15 protein-coding genes (1 of these 15 running past the window's edge) are annotated in these 20427 nt (G+C 54.9%); 3 read left to right on the top strand and 12 right to left on the bottom strand.

The genetic code is table 11. The features are described 5' to 3' along the window. Window positions 1-2: a 2-nt sliver of a YpdA family putative bacillithiol disulfide reductase gene (locus MJA45_RS08445; protein ID WP_315606824.1), read on the bottom strand. It extends 994 nt beyond the left edge of the window; just 2 of its 996 coding nucleotides fall inside the window; its start codon straddles the left edge of the window (only 2 of its three bases are visible, at window positions 1-2); its stop codon lies off the left edge, out of view. Between the two features lie 185 nt (window positions 3-187). Here MJA45_RS08445 and MJA45_RS08440 point away from each other — a divergent pair, with 185 nt between their 5' ends. Continuing rightward, window positions 188-547, top strand: a complete 360-nt coding sequence (locus tag MJA45_RS08440) for a radical SAM family protein (RefSeq protein WP_315606823.1) — start codon at window positions 188-190, stop codon at window positions 545-547. After that, window positions 547-1185 carry an SPL family radical SAM protein gene (locus MJA45_RS08435; RefSeq protein ID WP_315606822.1) on the top strand — a complete coding sequence of 213 codons (639 nt, stop codon included), beginning with the start codon at window positions 547-549 and terminating at the stop codon, window positions 1183-1185. The genes MJA45_RS08440 and MJA45_RS08435 overlap by 1 nt, the downstream gene beginning before the upstream one ends. Before the next feature lie 131 nt (window positions 1186-1316). Here MJA45_RS08435 and MJA45_RS08430 read toward each other — a convergent pair whose 3' ends face one another. From MJA45_RS08430 to MJA45_RS08415, 4 genes are all read right to left on the bottom strand, one after another. Next, window positions 1317-8453 carry a HAMP domain-containing protein gene (locus MJA45_RS08430; protein ID WP_315606821.1) on the bottom strand — a complete coding sequence of 2379 codons (7137 nt, stop codon included), beginning with the start codon at window positions 8451-8453 and terminating at the stop codon, window positions 1317-1319. Window positions 8454-8725: 272 nt separating this feature from the next. Next, window positions 8726-9448, bottom strand: coding sequence for an amino acid ABC transporter ATP-binding protein (locus tag MJA45_RS08425; RefSeq protein WP_315606820.1), 723 nt, complete (start codon window positions 9446-9448; stop codon window positions 8726-8728). Further along, window positions 9445-10098 carry an amino acid ABC transporter permease gene (locus MJA45_RS08420; protein WP_315606819.1) on the bottom strand — a complete coding sequence of 218 codons (654 nt, stop codon included), beginning with the start codon at window positions 10096-10098 and terminating at the stop codon, window positions 9445-9447. The genes MJA45_RS08425 and MJA45_RS08420 overlap by 4 nt, the downstream gene beginning before the upstream one ends. A gap of 10 nt (window positions 10099-10108) precedes the next feature. Then, window positions 10109-10900, bottom strand: coding sequence for an ABC transporter substrate-binding protein (locus MJA45_RS08415; protein WP_315606818.1), 792 nt, complete (start codon window positions 10898-10900; stop codon window positions 10109-10111). Window positions 10901-11080: 180 nt separating this feature from the next. Between MJA45_RS08415 and MJA45_RS08410 the strand changes: the two genes are divergently transcribed. Beyond that, a complete protein-coding gene (locus tag MJA45_RS08410) occupies window positions 11081-12283 on the top strand; it encodes a M20 family metallopeptidase (protein WP_315606817.1) in 1203 nt (400 codons plus the stop codon). A 124-nt stretch (window positions 12284-12407) separates the two neighbouring features. Here the strand turns inward: MJA45_RS08410 and kduD are convergent, their stop codons facing one another. The 7 genes from kduD to MJA45_RS08375 all read right to left on the bottom strand — a co-directional run bounded on the left by kduD (window position 12408) and on the right by MJA45_RS08375 (window position 20357). Beyond that, window positions 12408-13163, bottom strand: coding sequence for a 2-dehydro-3-deoxy-D-gluconate 5-dehydrogenase KduD (gene kduD / locus MJA45_RS08405; RefSeq protein ID WP_315606816.1), 756 nt, complete (start codon window positions 13161-13163; stop codon window positions 12408-12410). A gap of 15 nt (window positions 13164-13178) precedes the next feature. Continuing rightward, a complete protein-coding gene (locus tag MJA45_RS08400) occupies window positions 13179-13931 on the bottom strand; it encodes a DeoR/GlpR family DNA-binding transcription regulator (RefSeq protein ID WP_315606815.1) in 753 nt (250 codons plus the stop codon). Window positions 13932-13948: 17 nt separating this feature from the next. After that, complete coding sequence (gene kduI / locus MJA45_RS08395) at window positions 13949-14782, bottom strand: 5-dehydro-4-deoxy-D-glucuronate isomerase (RefSeq protein WP_315606814.1); 834 nt, start codon at window positions 14780-14782, stop codon at window positions 13949-13951. A gap of 171 nt (window positions 14783-14953) precedes the next feature. After that, a complete protein-coding gene (locus MJA45_RS08390) occupies window positions 14954-15574 on the bottom strand; it encodes a YcnI family copper-binding membrane protein (RefSeq protein ID WP_315606813.1) in 621 nt (206 codons plus the stop codon). Between the two features lie 164 nt (window positions 15575-15738). Continuing rightward, window positions 15739-17892, bottom strand: coding sequence for a methyl-accepting chemotaxis protein (locus MJA45_RS08385; protein WP_315606812.1), 2154 nt, complete (start codon window positions 17890-17892; stop codon window positions 15739-15741). A 256-nt stretch (window positions 17893-18148) separates the two neighbouring features. Next, window positions 18149-19414 carry a peptidase U32 family protein gene (locus tag MJA45_RS08380; protein WP_315606811.1) on the bottom strand — a complete coding sequence of 422 codons (1266 nt, stop codon included), beginning with the start codon at window positions 19412-19414 and terminating at the stop codon, window positions 18149-18151. A 10-nt stretch (window positions 19415-19424) separates the two neighbouring features. Beyond that, window positions 19425-20357, bottom strand: coding sequence for a peptidase U32 family protein (locus tag MJA45_RS08375; protein ID WP_315606810.1), 933 nt, complete (start codon window positions 20355-20357; stop codon window positions 19425-19427). Window positions 20358-20427: the final 70 nt, after the last annotated feature.

Raw genomic sequence — 20427 nt, 5'->3', positions numbered from 1 at the left:
ATGGCAAGGTTTCCTTCCTATCTGTCTGTAATCTCTGTCTCTAACCTAAATTATACTTCACGTAAAGAAAAAAAACACGCCAAGACCGCCTGCTTTCCAGATTTTGAGCTCCCCTTCGCCTTGTTAACGGAATCATTCTTTGTTAATATAGGAACATATATTCGTATTATGAACGGAGGGCCTTCCTATGAAGCGAAGAATCGAATACGACCGAATCACCACGAAACAGATTCTTAATCGGGTGACCACCCCCTCTATGCCTTTTGAATGGTCCATCAATCCCTACAGAGGCTGCCAACATGGATGCAGCTTCTGCTACGCCAGGGCGTTCCATTCTTTTCTCGGAATGGATTATGACGATACGTTCCAGAATCATATTCTTATAAAAGAAAACGCCGCCGCCTCACTGGAGGCTCAGCTGGCCAAGATGGCCAAATCTAAGGGAGGTCTTAAACAGATTGGCCGCATTGCCATCGGAACGGCGACCATCCCTACCAGCCTGCGGAAGCCGCCGAGAAGCTTACCCGGCAGTGTCTCGAAGTACTGATGCGTTATCCGGTCCCGCTCACCATTACCACCCGGTCTCCGCTCGTCCTAAGGGATCTCGACTTGCTGAAGCGGCTCCCGGTGTTATCGGTCAATTTCAGCCTTCAGACGATGAATACGGAGGTCTGGAAGGCGATGGAGCCCTCTACCCCATCACCCGCCAAGCGGCTGGAGGCGGTTCAGGCCTTGACGCAAGCCGGAATACCGGTCGGCGTCTTCATGGCGCCTATCCTCCCACGGTTAACAGACCGGGAAGCCGACCTGCGGGCCGTCATGGAGAAAGCGGCGGAAGCAAGCGTAAGCTTCGTTATGGCCTCCTACTTGCGGCTCACCCCGGATGTTAAGGTATGGTTCTTCCGCAACCTGGAGGAGAAGTATCCTCATCTCGTCCCCCTATATGCCGAGCTGTACCAGGCTTCCGCCTATTTGCCGAGAGCTTATAAGGATCCCAAGGATGCCCTCATCCGCTCGCTGCTTAAGGAGTACCGGCTGAACGATACGGACCGGGACAGCCGTTTTTTTGGAAGCATGACCGCTTCAAAGGGGATTACGGCCCCGCATGGAATGGCCTCCACAACCGAAGGAGCCTCCTTCGAGCCTGAACCGGAGCCTGTTCAGTTAAGCTTTACGTTTGCCTAGGGACCCTATAAGGGAGAGTTGTTCGGCTCCCTCTGATGATTTTTCGTTCATATATAATAAACAACCCCCTTCACGGCCTTTTGCAAAGCCGGAGGGGGTTGTTTTGTTAGATCTCATAAGGAAGATTAGGCTTATCGGTACAGCCAAACCCTCATGAGCGAAAGAAGCTGGGTGCTGTTGACCGGCTTGGTAATGTAGTCCGAAGCGCCGGCCTCAATACATTTCTCGCGGTCTCCCTTCATGGCTTTGGCCGTCAGGGCAATGATCGGCAGCGATTTGAATTTCGGAATTTCGCGGATCGCGCACATGGTCTCGTAGCCGTCCATTCCCGGCATCATGATATCCATTAGGACAATGTTAATGTCCGGATTCTTTTCCAGCAGGTCAATGGCATCCCGGCCGCTTTCCGCCGGAATGACCCTCATCTGGTGCCTTTCGAGAATGGTGGTAAGAGCAAAGATGTTACGGATGTCGTCATCGACGACCAGTACTTTTTTGTAGGCAATCATCTCGTCGGTTTGGTGAATTTTGGTGAGGGTCGATTTCTGCGTATCGGTCAGCTCGTCGGCTTTAAAATGCAGATAAAGCGCCGTTTCGTCCAAAATTCTAACCGGAGACTTGACTTCCTTCAAGACACAGGTTTTGAGCAGCTCCTCCAATTCAAATTCTTCTTCCTTCGTCAGCTTCTTCGAGGTATTCATAATGATCGGAATCTCTTTGTTCGGAGAAACCTTAAGCAGTTCCCGGATAAATTGGATCCCGCTCATGTCCTCCAGATCATTGTCGAAGATAACGGCGTCGAAATCTTTTTTGAGCTGGTTCAGAGCCTTTCGCGGCGTCTCTAAAGCCGTGATATTCACGTCACTGCCCTCGACGGCTTCCACAATCTCCTTCCGCTGGTCCGGATTCATGGCCAGAACCAGCAGATTACGCGTGGTTCTCTCCGAGAAGGCCAGGATCTTGTCCAGGGCTTTATCGAGCTCCTCGTTCGTCACCGGTTTACACAAATAAGCATAGGCTCCCCGTTGAAGAAGCGGGATCCGGTCGTCGTCAACCGTGATCACACAAATGGGAATATGACGTACGTCGATATCGTTCTTCATGTGATCGATCACCGACCAGCCATCCACTTCCGTCATCCGGATATCCAACGTAATGGCAGCCGGCTTGAAGTGACGCGCCAGCTCCAGGACACTATTGCCCTTGGAAGTAACAATGGCTTTCATCCCGCGTTTGCGGATCGTATCGAGGAGAATGCGGGCAAATTTCTGGTCGTCCTCCACGATCAGGAAAACGGTATCCCCAGGTAGAATATGGCCCCGATCATCCTCGAGCTCTTCCGTGCTGTTGCCGATAAAGACGCTTGGCAGATCGATCTTGGTCGGCTTGAGGTCAATGACCTCGGGCACATATTTCGTCGCCGCTACCTGGAACTCCACCTCTTCCGGAGTCATTTTGGGTTCCTTCTCCCGGAGCAGCGCCGGTTCGAGCTCAAGCGGCAGGAACAAGGTAAAGATACTGCCGCGGTTCGGTACGCTGAATACCTTGATTTCCCCATGAAGCATATGGCTGATCTCACGGGAAATGGCAAGGCCCAGCCCGGTCCCGCCGTATTCCCGGCTAGTGCTTCCATCCGCTTGCTGGAAGGCTTCGAAAATGATTTGCTGCTTGTTCTCCGGAATACCGATTCCGGTATCGCTCACTGAGAAGGCCAGCACCATTTTGGCGTTGTTAAGGATCTCGTTATCGTTCGCCCAGCCTTCCTTCACCTGACGGATCAGGAGGTGGACCTGCCCTTTGTGCGTGAATTTGAACGCGTTCGAAAGCAGGTTGGTCATCACTTGCTGGAGCCTTTTCGAATCCGTTGTGATCCTTTCCGGCAGGGTAGGCTCCATTTTGATCTGGAAGTCCAAGCCCTTGTCAACTGCCATGTGAGAGAACGTCCTCTCCAAACTGTCGGCCAGCTCGCTAAGCTTAAATTCGTTCATCTCCGGTGAGGCCGTTCCCGATTCGATCTTGGAAAGGTCCAAAATATCGTTAATCAGGTTAAGCAGGTCAAGCCCCGATTCATGAATCGTCTTGGAGAACTTAACCTGTTCCTCCGTCAGATTCTCGTCCACGTTATCCGACAGCTGCTCCGACAGAAGAAGCAGGCTGTTAAGCGGAGTGCGAAGCTCATGTGACATATTGGCAAGGAATTCCGATTTGTACCGGGAGGTCAGAGCCAGCTGCTCGGCCTTTTCCTCGAGGAATCGCTTGGCAAGCTCCACTTCCTTGTTCTTGCTCTCGACCTCGGCCTTCTGCAGCACGAGCATCTTGGCCTTCTCCTCGAGCTCCTCATTCGTGTGCTGCAGCTCTTCCTGCTGCTGCTGAAGCTCTTCGGTCAGGGACTGGGACTGCATGAGCAGTTCCTCCGTCCGCATATTGGCCTGCATCGTATTCAGAACGATCCCGATGCTTTCCGTCAGCTGATCCAAGAAGGCCAGGTCGATCGGCGTAAAGGACCGGAACGATGCGAGCTCCATAACGGCCAGCACCTGGTCCTCAAAAATAATGGGCAGAAGCACAATGTTGAGCGGAGTGGACTCCCCGAGCGCCGAATTGATGCTCACGTAGTCGCGCGGCACATTCGTCAGCAGAATCCTCTGCTTCTCGATGAGGCATTGCCCCAAGAGACCTTCTCCCGCCTTGAACTGGTTGGACAGATGCTTGCGTTCCTGGTAAGCGTAGCTTGCAAACAGCTTGAGCACCTGCTCGCCGTTAAGCGTTTCGTTAATGAACAGCACGCCGTGCTGAACGGACACAAGCGGAGCGAGCTCGGACAGAATCATGCGGCAGACGGCATAGAGATCCCGCTGCCCCTGCAGCATCCGGCTGAACTTGGCCAGATTCGTCTTGAGCCAATCCTGCTCGGTATTGATGCGGGTCGTTTCCTTCAGATTCCGGATCATCTCGTTCAGGTTATCTTTAAGGGTCGCCACCTCACCGGCGGCCTGAACATCAATCGCACGCGACAGATCACCGTTCGTTACCGCCGTCGCCACATTCGTGATGGCGCGGATCTGAGTGGTAAGTGTCTCGGCCAGCATATTAACGTTGTCGGTCAAGTCCCGCCACGTTCCCGATGCTCCCGGAACGCTCGCCTGGCCGCCCAGCTTCCCTTCTACGCCAACTTCCCGCGCCACGGAAGTAACCTGCTCGGCAAAAATAGCGAGCGTATCGATCATGTTGTTGATCGTTTCGGCCAGCTCGGCGATCTCGCCCTTCGCTTCCACCGTCAGCTTGCGCTTCAAATCCCCGTTCGCGACGGCGGTCACCACCTTGGCGATTCCCCGAACCTGATCGGTGAGGTTCGTCGCCATGATGTTAACGTTATCGGTGAGATCCTTCCAGGTTCCGCCGACTCCCCGGACCTGCGCCTGGCCGCCCAGCTTACCGTCCGTTCCCACCTCACGGGCCACACGCGTAACCTCGGAGGCAAACGAGTTCAGCTGATCCACCATTGTATTGATCGTATTCTTCAGTTCGAGAAGCTCGCCTTTTACGTCGACGGTGATCTTCTTCGACAGGTCGCCGTTGGCGACGGCCGTGGTAACGTCCGCAATGTTCCGCACCTGGCTCGTCAGGTTCCCCGTCATGTAGTTAACGGAATCGGTCAAATCCTTCCACGTTCCCGATACATCCTTAACGTCCGCCTGGCCGCCGAGCTTCCCTTCCGTCCCGAATTCACGCGCCACGCGCGTAACCTCCGAAGCGAAGTTGCTCAGCTGGTCGACCATTGTATTGATGGTGTTCTTGAGTTCCAGAATTTCCCCTTGAGTATTAACGGTAATTTTCTTCGAGAGGTTCCCGTTAGCAACAGCCGTGGTCACCTCGGCGATGTTCCGCACCTGATTGGTCAAGTTGCTCGCCATGTTATTAACACTCTCGGTCAAGTCACGCCATGTGCCGCCTACGCCTTTAACCTCGGCCTGGCCGCCCAGCTTCCCTTCGGTGCCAACCTCCCGGGCTACACGGGTTACCTCAGAAGCAAACGTACTGAGCTGATCGACCATCGTATTGATCGTGTTCTTCATCTCAAGAATTTCGCCCTGCGCATCGGCGGTAATCTTCTTCGACAGATCCCCGTTGGCGACGGCCGTCGTCACGGTCGCGATATTACGCACCTGATTCGTCAGATTGCCCGCCATGTAGTTAACGGAATCGGTCAGATCCTTCCATGTGCCGGCAATGCCTTTCACCTGAGCCTGACCGCCGAGCTTCCCTTCGGTGCCAACCTCATAAGCCACGCGCGTTACCTCGGAGGCAAACGTGCTCAGCTGGTCGACCATTGTGTTGATCGTATTCTTCAGCTCTGAAATTTCACCGCGCGCGGTAACGGTGATTTGCTTCGTCAAATCTCCCTTGGCGACAGCGGTAGTAACCTCGGCGATGTTACGCACCTGATCGGTCAGGTTGCTCGCCATGTTGTTAACGCCGTCCGTCAGTACCTTCCAGGTCCCGGAGACCCCCTGAACATCCGCTTGACCGCCCAGCTTGCCTTCAATTCCGACCTCGCTCGCGACACGGTTGACCTCGGAGGCAAAGGTGCTCAGCTGATCCACCATCGTGTTGATCGTGTTCTTCAGCTGCAGCATTTCCCCTTTGACGTCGACCGTAATTTTCTTGGTCAGGTCTCCACTGGCTACGGCCGTTGTGACTTCCGCCACGTTTCGCACTTGACCGGTCAGGTTGCTCGCCATGTAGTTGACGCTCTCGGTCAAGTCACGCCACGTACCGCCTGCGCCTTCCACCTCGGCCTGGCCCCCGAGCTTTCCTTCGGTGCCGACCTCGCGGGCCACGCGCGTTACCTCGGAGGCAAAAGTGCTCAGCTGATCCACCATCGTGTTAATGGTGTTCTTGAGCTCGAGGATCTCTCCCTGGAAATCCGCCGTAATCTTCTTCGATAGATCCCCCTTCGCCACCGCCGTCGTCACCGCCGCGATGTTACGCACCTGATCGGTCAGATTGCTCGCCATGTAGTTGACGCTCTCGGTCAGATCTCGCCATGTGCCTTCCACTCCGGCGACCTGGGCCTGGCCGCCGAGCTTCCCTTCGGTTCCTACTTCGCGGGCCACACGGGTAACCTCGGAAGAGAAGGTGCGAAGCTGATCCACCATCCGGTTGATCGTGCTCTTCATTTCCAGGATTTCGCCCTTGGCGTCCACGGTAATCTGCTTTGAGAGATCCCCGTTGGCTACGGCCGTCGTTACCTCGGCAATGTTACGCACCTGGTCGGTCAACGTGCTCGCCATGTAGTTGACGCTCTCGGTCAAATCACGCCACGTGCCGCCCACGCCTTGAACCTCGGCTTGGCCGCCCAGCTGTCCTTCCGTCGCCACCTCGCGGGCCACACGCGTTACCTCGGAGGCAAAGGTACTCAGCTGATCCACCATCGTGTTGATGGTGATCTTCATTTCAAGAATTTCGCCCTGTGCGTCGGCCGTGATTTTTTTGGACAGGTCGCCGTTCGCGACAGCCGTTGTCACCACCGCAATGTTGCGCACCTGGTTGGTCAGGTTGCTCGCCATCGAATTAACGCTGTCGGTCAGATCCTTCCAGGTTCCCGCTACACCCTGAACATCCGCTTGGCCGCCCAGAATGCCTTCCGTTCCAACCTCACGGGCCACACGCGTAACCTCGGATGAGAACCGCCGGAGCTGGTCAACCATCGTGTTCATCGTGCTCTTCAGCTCCAGAATTTCCCCTTTGGCGTCCACGGTGATCTGCTTCGATAGATCTCCGTTCGCGACCGCGGTCGTCACCTCGGCGATATTCCGCACCTGATCGGTCAAGCTGCTCGCCATGTTGTTAACGTTGTCGGTAAGGTCTTTCCACGTACCGGAAACTCCTTGAACGTCCGCCTGGCCGCCCAGGATCCCTTCCGTGCCGACCTCGCGCGCGACTCGGGTGACCTCGGAGGCAAACGTGCTCAGCTGATCGACCATGGTATTGATGGTGCTCTTCAGCTCCAGAATTTCCCCTTTGGCATCAACGGTGATCTGCTTCGACAGGTTCCCGTTCGCTACAGCCGTCGTCACATCCGCGATATTCCGTACCTGGTTCGTCAGATTGCTCGCCATCGAATTGACGCTTTCCGTCAAATCCTTCCACGTTCCATCCAAGCCGGTGACTTCCGCCTGGCCGCCCAGAATTCCTTCGGTACCAACTTCACGCGCCACGCGCGTAACCTCGGAGGCAAAGGTGCTCAGCTGGTCCACCATCGTATTGATCGTATTCTTCAGCTCCAGAATTTCGCCCTGGGCCTCTTCCGTTATCGTCTTGGTCAAATCCCCGTTGGCCACGGCCGTAGTGACCACCGCGATGTTCCGTACCTGATTAGTGAGGTTGCTCGCCATATAGTTGACGCTCTCGGTCAAATCACGCCACGTACCGCCTACGCCTTTAACCTCGGCTTGGCCGCCGAGCTTTCCTTCCGTCCCGACTTCACGGGCAACGCGCGTAACCTCGGAAGCAAAGGTGCTCAGCTGATCCACCATTGTGTTAATCGTGCTCTTCAACTGGAGAATCTCGCCCTTGGCATCCACCGTGATCTTCTTGGAGAGGTCGCCATTGGCCACCGCGGTGGTAACCGTCGCGATGTTCCGCACCTGATCGGTCAAATTGCTCGCCATGAAGTTGACGCTGTCCGTCAGGAGCTTCCAAGTGCCCGATACATTCTTAACCTGGGCTTGTCCGCCTAATTTCCCTTCCGTTCCTACCTCATAGGCCACCCGTGTAACCTCGGAAGCAAAGGTGGACAGCTGGTCGACCATCGTATTAAAGTTATTCGCCGTTCTCAGAAACTCGCCGGTCAAGGCGCGTCCTTCGGTCTCCAGATCGATCTTCTGGGTCAGGTCGCCGCGGGCAACCGCCCCAATCACCCGAACCATCTCAACGGTAGGCTGGGACAGATCGGCAACGAGTCCGTTCAAGGAATCGGTAAGGGTTTCCCAAGAGCCGTCACGATTCTTCAAGGTAAACCGGCGGCTCAGCTTCCCCTCCTTGCCGACGACATTGGCGACATCCTGAACCTCGCCTACCAGTTCCTGCTGCGTATCCATAATTTCATTGAAGGTATCGGCAATTTTGCCTGCCAGACCGCTCTTGTCATAAGGAAGCCTTACGGAGAAGTCTCCTTTCTTGAAAGCCATTAAAGCGTGGAGCAAATCCTTCGGATCCAAATGATTCTCATTCTGCTCCGGCGTATTCGTATCCTGATTGGCCATGGTCCGGTTCCTTTCGTATATAAAGTCGTTATCCCGCACCGTAATAGTGCAGCAAACTGAAACATATATTCTCACTCTTCATTTTATCGGTTTTTGTCATATCCGGGAAGAACCAATTTAATGGAACGCCAAGCTCCGGCAGCAGGCAGCCCCATCGTTATCCTTCCCGTTTTGCCACAAAAAAAGGCTTTTCCGCTGATAGGCTGTGCCTTACTAGCGAAAAAGCCAGACCGGAAATCCGTACCCGAGCCCAGGCCGGTTTCCTTATCCGTTTATAGAACTTTAGCCAAAAAATCCTTCGTCCGCGGATGCTTCGGGTTTCCGAAAAGCTCCTGCGGCTTGCCTTCCTCCACCACGACGCCCCCGTCCATGAAAACGATCCGGTTGCCGACCTCGCGGGCAAAGCCCATCTCGTGGGTAACGACAACCATGGTCATGCCCCCGGAGGCGAGCCGTTTCATGACGTCCAGCACCTCGCCCACCATCTCGGGATCCAGGGCGGAGGTCGGCTCGTCAAACAGCATCACATCGGGATTCATAGCTAGGGCGCGGGCAATCGCAATCCGCTGTTTCTGACCGCCCGACAGCTGTCCCGGGAAGCTCGACGCTTTGTCTTCGAGGCCTACGAGCTTAAGCAGTCTCCTCGCCTCCGTCTCGGCTTCCGCCTGGGGAACGCCTTTTACCTTGCGGGGGGCCAGGGTGATGTTGTCCATAATGGACAGGTGAGGGAACAGATTGAACTGCTGGAACACCATTCCCATCTTCTGGCGCAGCTTGTTGATGTCCTGCTTCGGATCCGTAATGGAGATCCCTTCAAAAACGATCTCCCCGCCGCTCGGAACCTCGAGGAGATTCAGGCAGCGCAGGAAGGTGCTTTTGCCGGACCCGCTCGGCCCGATCACAACAACCACCTCGCCCTTGGCGATCTCCATATCAATCCCTTTCAGAACGTGCAGATCGCCGAACGCCTTCTTCAGCCCTGTTACTTGGATCATTCCGTCCTCATCCTCCTCTCGGCAACACCCAGCAGCTTAGACAGCGTGAAGGTGAGAATGAAGTATAGAATGGCAGCCGCGACAAGCGGCTCGAAAGGCCGGTAGATGGCCCCTTTGACGACGTTGGCGTTGTACATGAGCTCATGAATCCCGATGACCATGACGATCGAGGATTCCTTGATGACGACAATAAACTCATTGCCTAGTGCCGGAAGAATGTTCTTGAAGGCCTGGGGCAGAATGATATGCCGCATCGCCATCCGTTTGCTCATCCCGAGGGAACGGGCCGCTTCCATCTGGCCTTTGTCAATGGCTTGAATCCCGGCACGGAAAATTTCCGCCACATACGCCGCACTGTTGATGGACAAAGCCAAGGCTCCGGCTACGAAATCCGGCATCTCGAGAAACTGCGAAAGCTGGGGGAGGCCGTAGAAGATGATGAATAGCTGAACGAGAAGCGGAGTCCCCCGGATGAACTCGATATAAGCGGTGGCCGCCCAGCGGAACGGCTTGATCTCCGACATTTTCATGAGGGCGAGCAGAATCCCCAAAAGGACCCCAAGCACGACCGTCACAATAGATAGGTAGATGGTGATTTGAGCACCCTTCAGGAAATAGTCGTAGTATTCAGGCAAAAAGGAAAAGTCCACTTACCCCACCCTACTCTGCCATTTGGGCGGAAGCGTTCTTCGTAAACTCATCGATCTTCTTCCCGCTGATCAGCTTATCGATGGTTTTGTCCACTTCCTTCACCAGGCTTGGATTGTTTTTCTTGATGGCCACCGCTGAGCCTCCCACCGCTTCTTTCGGCTTGAGACCGGAAACGGCCAGTTCTTTATTCTTATCGACATAAGCAGTGGCAACCGGCAGCTCGACGACGAGCGCATCCACTTTATTGGATTTCAGCTGAAGCATTAGGTCGGAGACGGATTGCAGTCCTTTAATATCCGCATTCGGAATTTGGGTTTTGGCGATTTCTTCCTGGATGGAGCCCGTTTGAACGCCGATCCTCAAGCCTTTCAAATCGTCCATGGATTTATATTTGTCTTTGTTGGCAGCCGGTACGACGACACCTTGCTCCGCCTGGTAATAAATTTTGGAGAAGTCCACGCTCTTCTTGCGCTTCTCGTCCGGTGTCATGCCAGCTAGGACGATATCGACGTTCCCGGCGGTGAGGGCCGCCAGCAGGCCGTCAAAGCTCATGTCCTTAATCTCCAGCTGTACCCCCAGATCGGCGGCGATCGCTTTGGCGATTTCCACATCGAATCCTACGATTTCATCTTTGCCATTCACCTTCTTATGAAATTCATAAGGAGGGTAGTCGGCGCTTGTCCCCAGCACGAGCTTGCCCGACTTCTGGATATCGGCCAGCTTGGTGTCCTTGGCCCCGCAGCCGGCAAGCATGGCGACAAGACTGACGGCGAGAAAGCCGGTAAACATTTTTCTAAACATGAATAATTCCTCCCTGATTGTCTATCGTGGTGTATAATTATACAATGGTCAATAACTCAGCCATTATAAAAGATTTCCCGGCCGGATTCAACTGTCATTTCTTAGGCTATTGTCGGCCGCGCGGATATTTCTTATGATATAGGAATAATCTTTTTTACACGAAATTATGGGGGATGCACCATGAAATCCATTATTCACCAAACCATCGATCATTACTCCACGCGCTTCAAGGAAATCTCCCACTATATAGGGCAGCATCCGGAGCTGGGGCATGAAGAGTTTTTGGCCTGCGCGCGCTTGACCGAAGAGCTGCGTATGCATGGGTTTACAGTGGAAACCGGTGTGCTCGATCTGCCTACGGCTTTCCTCGCCACCTACTCGTCGCCTAAGCCCGGTCCCACAATAGCCTTTCTGAGCGAATATGACGCCCTTCCCGACTTGGGGCATGCGTGCGGGCATCACCTGATCTGCATGATGAGCATCGGCGCCGCCGTCGGGCTTAAGGCCGTCATCAATCAGATCGGCGGGACGATCCGCGTATACGGAACCCCGGCAGAGGAGTCCAAAGGAGCCAAGGTCCCCATGGCGGCCGCCGGTCTGTTCGATGATGTGGATGTAGCCCTGATGGCCCACCCGTACCATTCGTACATTCCGTCCGGCACCTCCCTCGCCATGGACGCCATCGAGTTCGAATACTTCGGCCGTCCGGCCCACGCGGCAGCGAGCCCGCACGACGGAATCAACGCCCTGGACGCGGTGCTTCAGCTTTTCAACTCCATCAATGCGCTTCGCCAGCAGCTGCAAAGCCATACCCGGATCCACGGCATCATCACCGAGGGAGGCAAAGCCGCCAACATCATCCCTGATTATGCCGCGGCGCAGTTCTACATCCGTTCGGCCAACCGTCCGTATACCGACGAAGTGGCGGCTAAGGTGCTGCGGTGCGCGGAAGGAGCCGCGCTTCAGACGGGAGCCCGCCTCCAAACGTCCAACTATGAATATTCGTACGATGATCTCGTGACCAACGCGGCCCTTTCCCGGACCTTTACGGAGAATTTGATCGCTTCCGGAGTCCGTTCCGACGAAATTCTGGAGGAGAAGGACAGCGGATCGCTCGATCTCGGGAATGTCTCCCGGCATTGTCCCACCATTCACCCGTACGTGAAAGTCATCGAGGAGAAATACTTGCTTCATACGCAGGAATTCCGCGAATCCGCCATGACCGAACGCGCAATGGAAGGCATGCTTCTAGCCGCCAAAGTGCTCGCCTCCACGGCTTACGATGTTATGACCCGCCCCGGGCTGCTCGAGGAAATCAAGGAAGAATTTCGCCGCAGCATTCCGGAGAGAGCGTTCCTTGAGCTTCAGCCTGCGGGACGTTAGAGCGGACGGGGCTCTCGCCCTCTAAACGGCTTTCTTCGCAAGATCGTTTTGGGGATAAACCGACAAAAGGAACCTAGGAGCCCAACGGCTCCAGGTTCCTTTTTCGTGTATCCATCCATTCCTCTTAGCGGGCCATCCATCCGCCATCGACGCAAAGAATGTGTCCATTCATATAAGCACCTGCCTCGGAAGCCAGGAAAACGGCCGGCCCCTTCATGTCGTCAATGGTGCCCCACCGTCCCGCTGGAATCCGCTCCAGAATTTGCTGGCTGCGGTTCGGATCGTTCCTAAGCGCTTCCGTATTGTCGGTCGCCATATAGCCCGGAGCAATGGCGTTGACATTCACGCCTTTGCCGGCCCATTCGTTGGCCAGGGCCTTGGTCAGCCCAGCCACCGCATGCTTGCTGGCCGTGTAGCCGGGTACATTGATGCCGCCCTGAAAGGACAGCATGGAGGCGATGTTGATGATTTTGCCGGAGCCCTGCTTGATCATTTCCCTGCCTGCGAGCTGGCAAAGAAAATAAACGGAATTCAAGTTAACGTCCAGCACGTCGTGCCAATCCTTAGAGGAATGCTCCGCAGCCGGCGTGCGCCGGATAATTCCGGCGTTGTTAACCAGAATATCAATCCTGCCGAAGCGGTCCAGCGTTCCCCGGACGATCTCTTCCAGTTTGCTCTCGTCGCTGACATCGGCTTGAATCGCATGAGCCCGGCGGCCCAGCGCTTCCACCTGCGCCTTCGTCTCTTCCGCGCTGCTTCCGTTGGTCACGAGGACGACATCGGCTCCCGCCTCGGCCAAGCCTACGGCTAGACCTTGTCCGAGACCGCGCCCCGCTCCGGTAACGACGGCCGTCCGGCCGGTTAAATCAAACAGCTTCATCTCTTCACCCCATGGTTACAGGTCGATGCCGACTCCGGCATTCCGGTACCTTTCGGCCCGTTCCGGAGTCAAGCCCGAATCCGTAATAATCAAATCCAAATCGGAAAGCTTGGCAAAGGTCAGCAGGGCGCTCTTGTCAAACTTGCTGTGATCGGCCACCACATACACCTTCTCCGCTCTCTCCATCATCGTCTGCTTCTGCTCCACGAGAGCCCCGGTATAAATCGTCAGCCCGTATTCGGGATGAATCCCCGTGGCGGTAATGAACGCTTTGCGGATATTCATGCGGCGCAGGGCGTTCACCCCTTCTTCTCCCACAAGGAGATTGCGGGTCCGCTGCCCCCCGGGAACAACCAGCCGAATCCGGTCCTTTCGGGCAAGCTCTCCGATGATGTACACATCATTGGTGATGACGGTCAGCGGCTCGTTCTCGAGCAGCTTGGCCAGCTCCAGTGTCGTACTGCCGCCGTCAAGCGCTATGATATCGTTCGGCTCGATGTAACGGAGGGCCTTCCGGGCCGCCTGCAGCTTCTCGGGCAGGAGCTTGGTGTTGGGGGTTTCCACGGACAAAAGGCCCGCGTCCTCCTCCACTGCCAGAACCGCCCCGCCTCGCATCCGGCGCAGCAGGCCCTTCTGCTCGAGCTTCTCCAGGTCTTCTCTAACCGTTTTCTCCGTTACCCCAAGCAAGCTGCCAAGCTCCGAGACGGTAACCGACCGTTCCTGCAGCAGCTTCTCCATAATGATTTCATGACGTTTGACGGACAGCATAGGACCTCCCGATTGCCTTATTTCAAATCCTGCATCGCGACGGCATCCATATCCGAGAACTGCTGGTTCTCCCCGGCCATGGCCCAGATGAAGGTATAGTTGGAAGTGCCCACTCCGCTATGGATGGACCAGCTTGGAGAAATGATCGCCTGTTCGTTGCGGACTACCACATGGCGGGTTTCGGTCGGCTCGCCCATAAGATGGAACACCACACCGTCTTCCGGCATGTCAAAATAAAAATAAACCTCCGAGCGCCGGTTGTGCGTATGGCACGGCATCGTGTTCCACATGTTGCCCGGCTTGAGCATGGTCAGACCCATCACGAGCTGGCAGCTGCGGATTCCTTCTTCATGAATGTATTTGTAAATCGTCCGCTCATTGGAATTCGTAATGCTCCCGAGATGCTGAGGCGTAGCCTCACTGATGGCTGCCTTGACCGTAGGATATTCCTTATGGGCCGGTGTGGAGGTGAAATAGAAGCGGGCCGGCTCCGAAGCCTGGTCGCTCTCGAATACGACATTTTCCTTGCCCAAGCCGATATAAAGGCAATCCTTGCTGTCCATGGAGAACTTCTCGCCGTCCACGGTAACCGAACCTTTGGCGCCCACATTAATGATTCCGATCTCCCGGCGCTGGAGGAAGAACGGTGCCCCCATGGTCTTCGTGTCGGCTTCAAGCTTGATGCCTTTATCCGTGGGGATCGCCCCGCCGGTAATGAACCGGTCCACATGACTGTAAACGAGCTTCAGTTCTCCGGGAACAAACAGACCGGGAATGAGATACTCCTCGCGGAGCTTCTCGGTGTCAAACTGCTTCGTCGCTTCTGGATTGGTCGCATAACGAATTTCCATAATGGGATAAAGGCCTCCTTATTGGTAATGAGGTCATTATAACACTAAGGTTCGAAAATGTGTACTATCGTTCGATAATGTTTTAATTTCATACCTTAACGAACCCACCGATCCCTCTCTATCTCCTGAGCAAAAGAAAAACCCCCAGCGTCCGCCGGGGGTATCTGCCTTTTAGGCCTTGCGTTTGGAGAGAGAAACGAGGAGGGAAAGGGCTCCAAGGACAACGGCCGCGATGGACAGATACAGAGGAAGCTTGGCATTGTCCTGGGCCGGCTCCATGCTATGGCTGGAATCGGCTGCTCCGTGGCTGTCCGTGGCCGCACCGGCCGGTTTCGCCTTAACGATCGTCACGGAAGCGGGCTTGTCCGAGTCTGGGGCTCCCACCCACTCGACCTTGCTTCCGTCCGCAGCGGTCTGATAGGCCTTCCAGGAAAGAGAGGTAGCCGTATCTCCGACTTTTCCCTGCATATTGAACTCGGCGAATTCCGTCTTGCTCAAGCCCGGCCCCTCGGCGGTCCAGATCATGCTCGTATTCTTGCCGGAAGCGTCCTTAACGAACTCCACCTTCCAGCCCGGCTTTGGCTCCACGCGGCTAATTTCGGCTTCCGGCGGAATTCTCACCTCCACCTTCACCGTCGGGGAGTCGCTCTCCGTCGGAACCCTTACCGTGAATTTCTCATAAGCCCCTTGTACGGATTCTTTAGGCATCACCGTTACGTGCGCACTAGCCAAGCCGCTGAACAAGGTTAGCCCAAGCACGATGGCGGAAACGTAAACCGTCCATTTTTTCATTGTTAAAGTCCCACTCCTTTAGACTTGGTTGTTCCTTTATCAAGGTAACCCAAAAAGGGGCCAGGCACTATGACTCCTCTTGGCTATTTTTGTGACACAAAAAAGAACAAACCGCCCTGAAGGACGGTTTGATAAGAAGACGGCCGCTCGAAACAGGATACCCCTTAAACGCGGAACTTCGAGAGCGACTCCTGAAGCGACGTGGACAGCCCTTCCAGGTTCTCGGAAAGCTTCACCAGGCCCTCGCTGACGCTAAGCTGTTCGTTGCTCAGGGAGGCCACCTCCTGCGAAGTGGCGGAGGATTCTTCGGAGACGGCGCTTACGTTGCTCATGGCTTCGGTCAGCATGCTCTGGGAGTTCTCCAAATGCTGAATGGACTCGGTCACGTCGGAAAGCTGGTCGACGAACCCGCTCATCTGCTCCTGCACCTTGCCGAAGATCAGCTCGGCTTCTTTAACCGATTGGATCTGCTCCTTAAACAGCGGATAGGCGTCTGACAGAACCGCCACCGTCTCGTCAACTTCCGTCTGGATCGTCTCCGTAATTTCGCCCACCACTTGAATTGACTGCTTCGACTGCTCGGCCAGCTTGCGGATTTCATCGGCCACCACCATGAAGCCCTTGCCGGCGGCTCCCGCTCTTGCCGCTTCGATGGTCGCGTTCAGCGAAAGGATATTGGTCTGCTTCGTGATATTGTTCAGCATCTCAAGAATTTTGCGGATGGACGAGGTGCTTTCCTTCAGCCGGTCGACCTTCTCCACCATGGAACGGGTCATCTCCTCGGTGGCTCCCGTCTTGGTGGTCAGCTCGGCCATGTACTGCGTTCCCTGGCGGCTGGCCTTTTGGACCTCGGAAGCCGCGGCTCCCATCTGCACGTTGGACTGAACGACCTCTTTCATCTGGACGCTGATGTCATGTGTCAGCCCGTTTCCTCTCTCCGCTTCGACCGCGAGGCTGGATGCGCCGCTTGCAATCTCTTCGATGGCGACGGCAATCTCCTTAGCGGAGGTCGCCGTCTGCTTCGAGGCATTTAGAAGCACGCCCGCCGTCGTCAGCACCTCGGAAGCGGAATAATTCGTCTGCTGAACCAGACGGGTAATCTGGCTCATCATTTGATTGAAGCTGGCGCCTACCTGACCTATCTCATCCTTGCTGCTGAAGTTCGTTCGTACGGTAAGATTCCCCTGTTCGCCTTCCTTCATCAGGTTCCGCAGCGTTTGCAGCGGCTTGCCAATCATCCGGGCGACCAGCCAGCCTGCAAGGGAGACTACCACAATGGAGAGAAAGGCCATCCAATACGTGATGTCGCGGATCTTCTTAGCTTCGCTGATCAGTTCCGAAACCGGCTCCACGGCCGCGATGGTCCAGCCGGATACCTTCATCTGCTTATAGACGACCAGCTGGTCTTGTCCGTTGACCAACGCATTGGTCCGGCGTGCCCCTGACAAGCTTGCCTCTTTCTCTTCTTGCGAAAGAGGGATCTCAAAGGTACTTCCGACTTTGGCCGGATCCGCCGCCCGGACCAGCTGGTTGTCATTATTGAAGATGCTGATATAACCGGTTTGGCCGATTTTGATCTCGGAAACGTACTTATCCAGGTAGTTCAGCTGGACATCCATCAGGAGGATAAATTCCTTGCTGCCCATATTGGCATTTCGAAGAACGCGGGCGACACCGAAATAGTTCTGATCCCCCGAGACCGCATATCCGCCCTTGCGGCTTTCCAGCCAGACAAGAGCTCCGTCTGCCGCGAGGACCCTCTTGAACCAGTTTTCTTTCAGATAGGATCCGTCCCGGAGAGCCGCGTTGGTGGACATCGCCCCTACCCCGAGAACTTTGGAGTTCTCCGTCAGTCCAACCAGATGCAGGGCCGCAATCCCCAGCTTACCGCTGCTGACCGTATTCAGTTTGTCATTGATAACTTGGGTTAGAGCCAATTTCTCATAAGCGGTTGTCGATGGGTCATTGTAGCTGCTCAAGGTCTGCATGAAGGAGGAGTCCGTCAGAAGCTGCATGGACAAATCTTCGTAATTGTTCAGAATCAGCTCCAGCTTATCGCCCGTTTGCATCAGGGTCTGCTCGGTGGCTTCCCCCATTTTGGTCTGGATGATCTTTTTGGATTGATTATAGGAGAAAAGCCCTACGATCAGAACAAGGGAAGTGGTCAGGGCAAAAAAAGTCAAAAACAGCTTTAAGCCCACCGAACGGATCGGATTCTTAGCTTTAATCGCTTGAAGATTTTCCTTGTTAAGCCGGCTGATGCCCTCCTTTCCCGCCTTCGAGAAGGCACCTTTGAGCTTGGTATACATCGAATTCATTTGGGTCCACCGTCCTATTTCTTATTCGCTTTCCCTCTAAATTCGACATGGTTTTTGAAATTCCTTTCCTTCTTTACCCAATTTTAAGAAAAAATTTATGAAAAATTTCCTAACTTTTTCCAAGAGATTCTTTGTCCGCATAAATGACCTTTATTCCGCCGAACAAAAATCAGCTAAAAGTCCCATCCGGCAGCCGAAAGGACCAAGAAAAAACTCCCAAAGCCCATACGGGCTGCGGGAGCAGCAAGTTGTTCCGTTATTTGGTTTTTCCTGACTTTTTGCGCATCATATCGAATTCCTTAACGGGATGGTTGATCCGAAAGCGAACCCGCTGCATCGGGTGGCGGGCGGCGTCCAGCTCGTTGCCCTCTTCGTCCCAGAGCGTGTCTACCTTCTGCTTAAAGAAAGTGCCTCCGGGTCCGAAGAACTCGACCTCCTGTCCCGGTTTGAAGTGATTCCGCTGCTGAACCGTGACCATCCCTTCGGCTTCGTCATAGCCGACGACAAGTCCCGCAAAATCATATTCGTTCGGCTTGTCCTCCGGTGCGAAAATTTGGTCCTCATGGTCCGGCATTTCATAGAAGAAGCCGGTATTCAACGGCCGATTGGCCGCCTTGTTGATTTCTTCCACCCATTCCGGCTTAAGCACGTAGCCTTCCGGATCGGCCAGATAGGAATCGATGGCCTGCCGGTAGGCGTTGACGACAGTTGCCACGTAATGAATGCTCTTCATCCGGCCCTCGATCTTGAAGCTGTCCACCCCGGAACGAATCATGTCCGGAATATGCTCGATCATGCACATATCCTTCGAGCCCATGGAGAATGCCTCGTCCCCCTGCTCGAACAGCGGATTCTCTTCGGACTCCGTGAACAGATCGTACTTCCACCGGCACGATTGGCAGCATCCGCCCCGGTTGGAATCCCGGTCAGTGAAGTGATTCGAGAGCACGCAGCGTCCGGACCAGGAGGAGCACATCGCCCCATGGATGAAGGTTTCGATCTCAATGTCCACGTGTTTCTTAATATCCAGAATCTCTTGCATGCTGGCTTCCCGCGCCAGAACGACCCGGTCGACTCCATTCTCTTTCCACCATTGGACCGCCTGCCAGTTCATGGTGGACTGCTGGGTGCTCAGGTGAACCTCCAGCTTCGGAGCCGCCCGGCGGCACGTTTCAATAATGGCCGGATCCGCTACAATAATCGCGGAAATCCCGGCATCCTGAAGGTTGCGAAGATAGTCCTCGATTCCTTCGATGTCTTCATTATGGGCATAAATGTTAGCCGCGACGAACACCTTGGCCCCGTAGCGGTTGGCAAACTCTACGCCTTCCTTCATCTCCTCGAATGAGAAATTGTCCGCATTCGAGCGCAGGCCGTATTTTTGGCCGCCGATATAGACCGCATCCGCCCCGTAATGAATGGCGAATTTCAGCTTCTCCAGGCTGCCCGCCGGAGCCAGAAGCTCTGGTCTTGCGAGCGGCTTGGCCTTCGTCGGCACGACCGGTTGGGTTGTAGTTTCCATGATCCTCACCTCAATACACTTGTTCTTTATAGAAAAATCCGTACGACAGAGGCCGGTTCCCGGGCTGAACCCGTTCCACCGCCTCCAGCCATTCGTCTTGAAATTCATAGTGCTCCGGATCCGCCGTATAAGCATCGATTACCCGGCGGTAGGCTTTAACCACCGCCTCGTTATACTCCGGCGTCTTCAGGAGCCCTTCGATCTTGAAGCTGTCGATTCCGCCCTCCATCAATTCGTGAAGGTTCTCCAGCATACAAAGATCCTCGGAGCTCATAATATGCGTCCCATTGCGGTCTTCGTAAATCGGGTAGCGTTCATCCCGTCTCTCCGCTTCGATCAGGAAGAGTCCCTGCTCCGGGGAATAGGTTTCTCCTTCGGCTTTGCGGCCGAGATGATTCCGGTAATTGGCGACCAGTTCCCGCTTGGAATGGTAAATGTTCGTGATGCCGTGAACTTGCACCTGAACCTCGACCTCCGCCTTGCGCTTGATCTCGAGAACCTGTTCCAGGTTCAGCTCTCGGGCGAGCACGACCCGGGTCGCTCCCTTCGTCCCCCAGTAGTTGGCCGTCACGTAGTTGGTCGACGTCATCTCGGCGTTCCAGTGAAGCGGAAGGTTCACTCCCGCCTGCCGCATGGCGATCAGAACGGCCGGATCACCGAACACGAGCGCATCGGCTCCCGCCTGCTCCACCTGCTTGAGATAGTCCGGAAGGCCCGCCAGCAGATCGTTGCTCATGATATTGTTGACGACCACATAAACCTTGGCCTCCCGCTCATGTGCCCGCTTGGCCACTTCCCTTATTTCCTCTATCGTAAAATCGCCCGGAAGCCTCATTCCGTAAGTGGATTCCCCGATCGTTACGGCGTCCGCTCCCGCGTCTATTATCTTCGTTACTTCCTCTAACGAGCCTGCTGTCGCGAGCAGCTCGGGTTTGTATCCCAATGCGTTCACCTTCTTATAAAATTAGGCCTATCCTTTATCTTATCACAAAAAAGGGGGATGGAGCCATCCC

Origin of the sequence: Paenibacillus aurantius (assembly GCF_032268605.1) — a bacterium.
GTDB lineage: Bacteria > Bacillota > Bacilli > Paenibacillales > NBRC-103111 > Paenibacillus_AO > Paenibacillus_AO aurantius.
The sequence above is the reverse complement of the archived record's forward strand: the minus strand, read 5'-3'. Positions and strand labels throughout refer to the sequence as shown.

Excerpts from the sequence above, each read along its gene's own strand:
- MJA45_RS08380 (WP_315606811.1), bottom strand. The coding sequence starts at position 19,414 with ATGGAAACTACAACCCAACCGGTCGTGCCGACGAAGGCCAAGCCGCTC.
- MJA45_RS08430 (WP_315606821.1), bottom strand. The coding sequence starts at position 8,453 with ATGGCCAATCAGGATACGAATACGCCGGAGCAGAATGAGAATCATTTG.
- MJA45_RS08435 (WP_315606822.1), top strand. The coding sequence starts at position 547 with ATGCGTTATCCGGTCCCGCTCACCATTACCACCCGGTCTCCGCTCGTC.
- MJA45_RS08410 (WP_315606817.1), top strand. The coding sequence starts at position 11,081 with ATGAAATCCATTATTCACCAAACCATCGATCATTACTCCACGCGCTTC.
- MJA45_RS08440 (WP_315606823.1), top strand. The coding sequence starts at position 188 with ATGAAGCGAAGAATCGAATACGACCGAATCACCACGAAACAGATTCTT.
- kduD (WP_315606816.1), bottom strand. The coding sequence starts at position 13,163 with ATGAAGCTGTTTGATTTAACCGGCCGGACGGCCGTCGTTACCGGAGCG.
- MJA45_RS08400 (WP_315606815.1), bottom strand. The coding sequence starts at position 13,931 with ATGCTGTCCGTCAAACGTCATGAAATCATTATGGAGAAGCTGCTGCAG.
- MJA45_RS08415 (WP_315606818.1), bottom strand. The coding sequence starts at position 10,900 with ATGTTTAGAAAAATGTTTACCGGCTTTCTCGCCGTCAGTCTTGTCGCC.
- MJA45_RS08390 (WP_315606813.1), bottom strand. The coding sequence starts at position 15,574 with ATGAAAAAATGGACGGTTTACGTTTCCGCCATCGTGCTTGGGCTAACC.
- MJA45_RS08385 (WP_315606812.1), bottom strand. The coding sequence starts at position 17,892 with ATGAATTCGATGTATACCAAGCTCAAAGGTGCCTTCTCGAAGGCGGGA.
- MJA45_RS08425 (WP_315606820.1), bottom strand. The coding sequence starts at position 9,448 with ATGATCCAAGTAACAGGGCTGAAGAAGGCGTTCGGCGATCTGCACGTT.
- kduI (WP_315606814.1), bottom strand. The coding sequence starts at position 14,782 with ATGGAAATTCGTTATGCGACCAATCCAGAAGCGACGAAGCAGTTTGAC.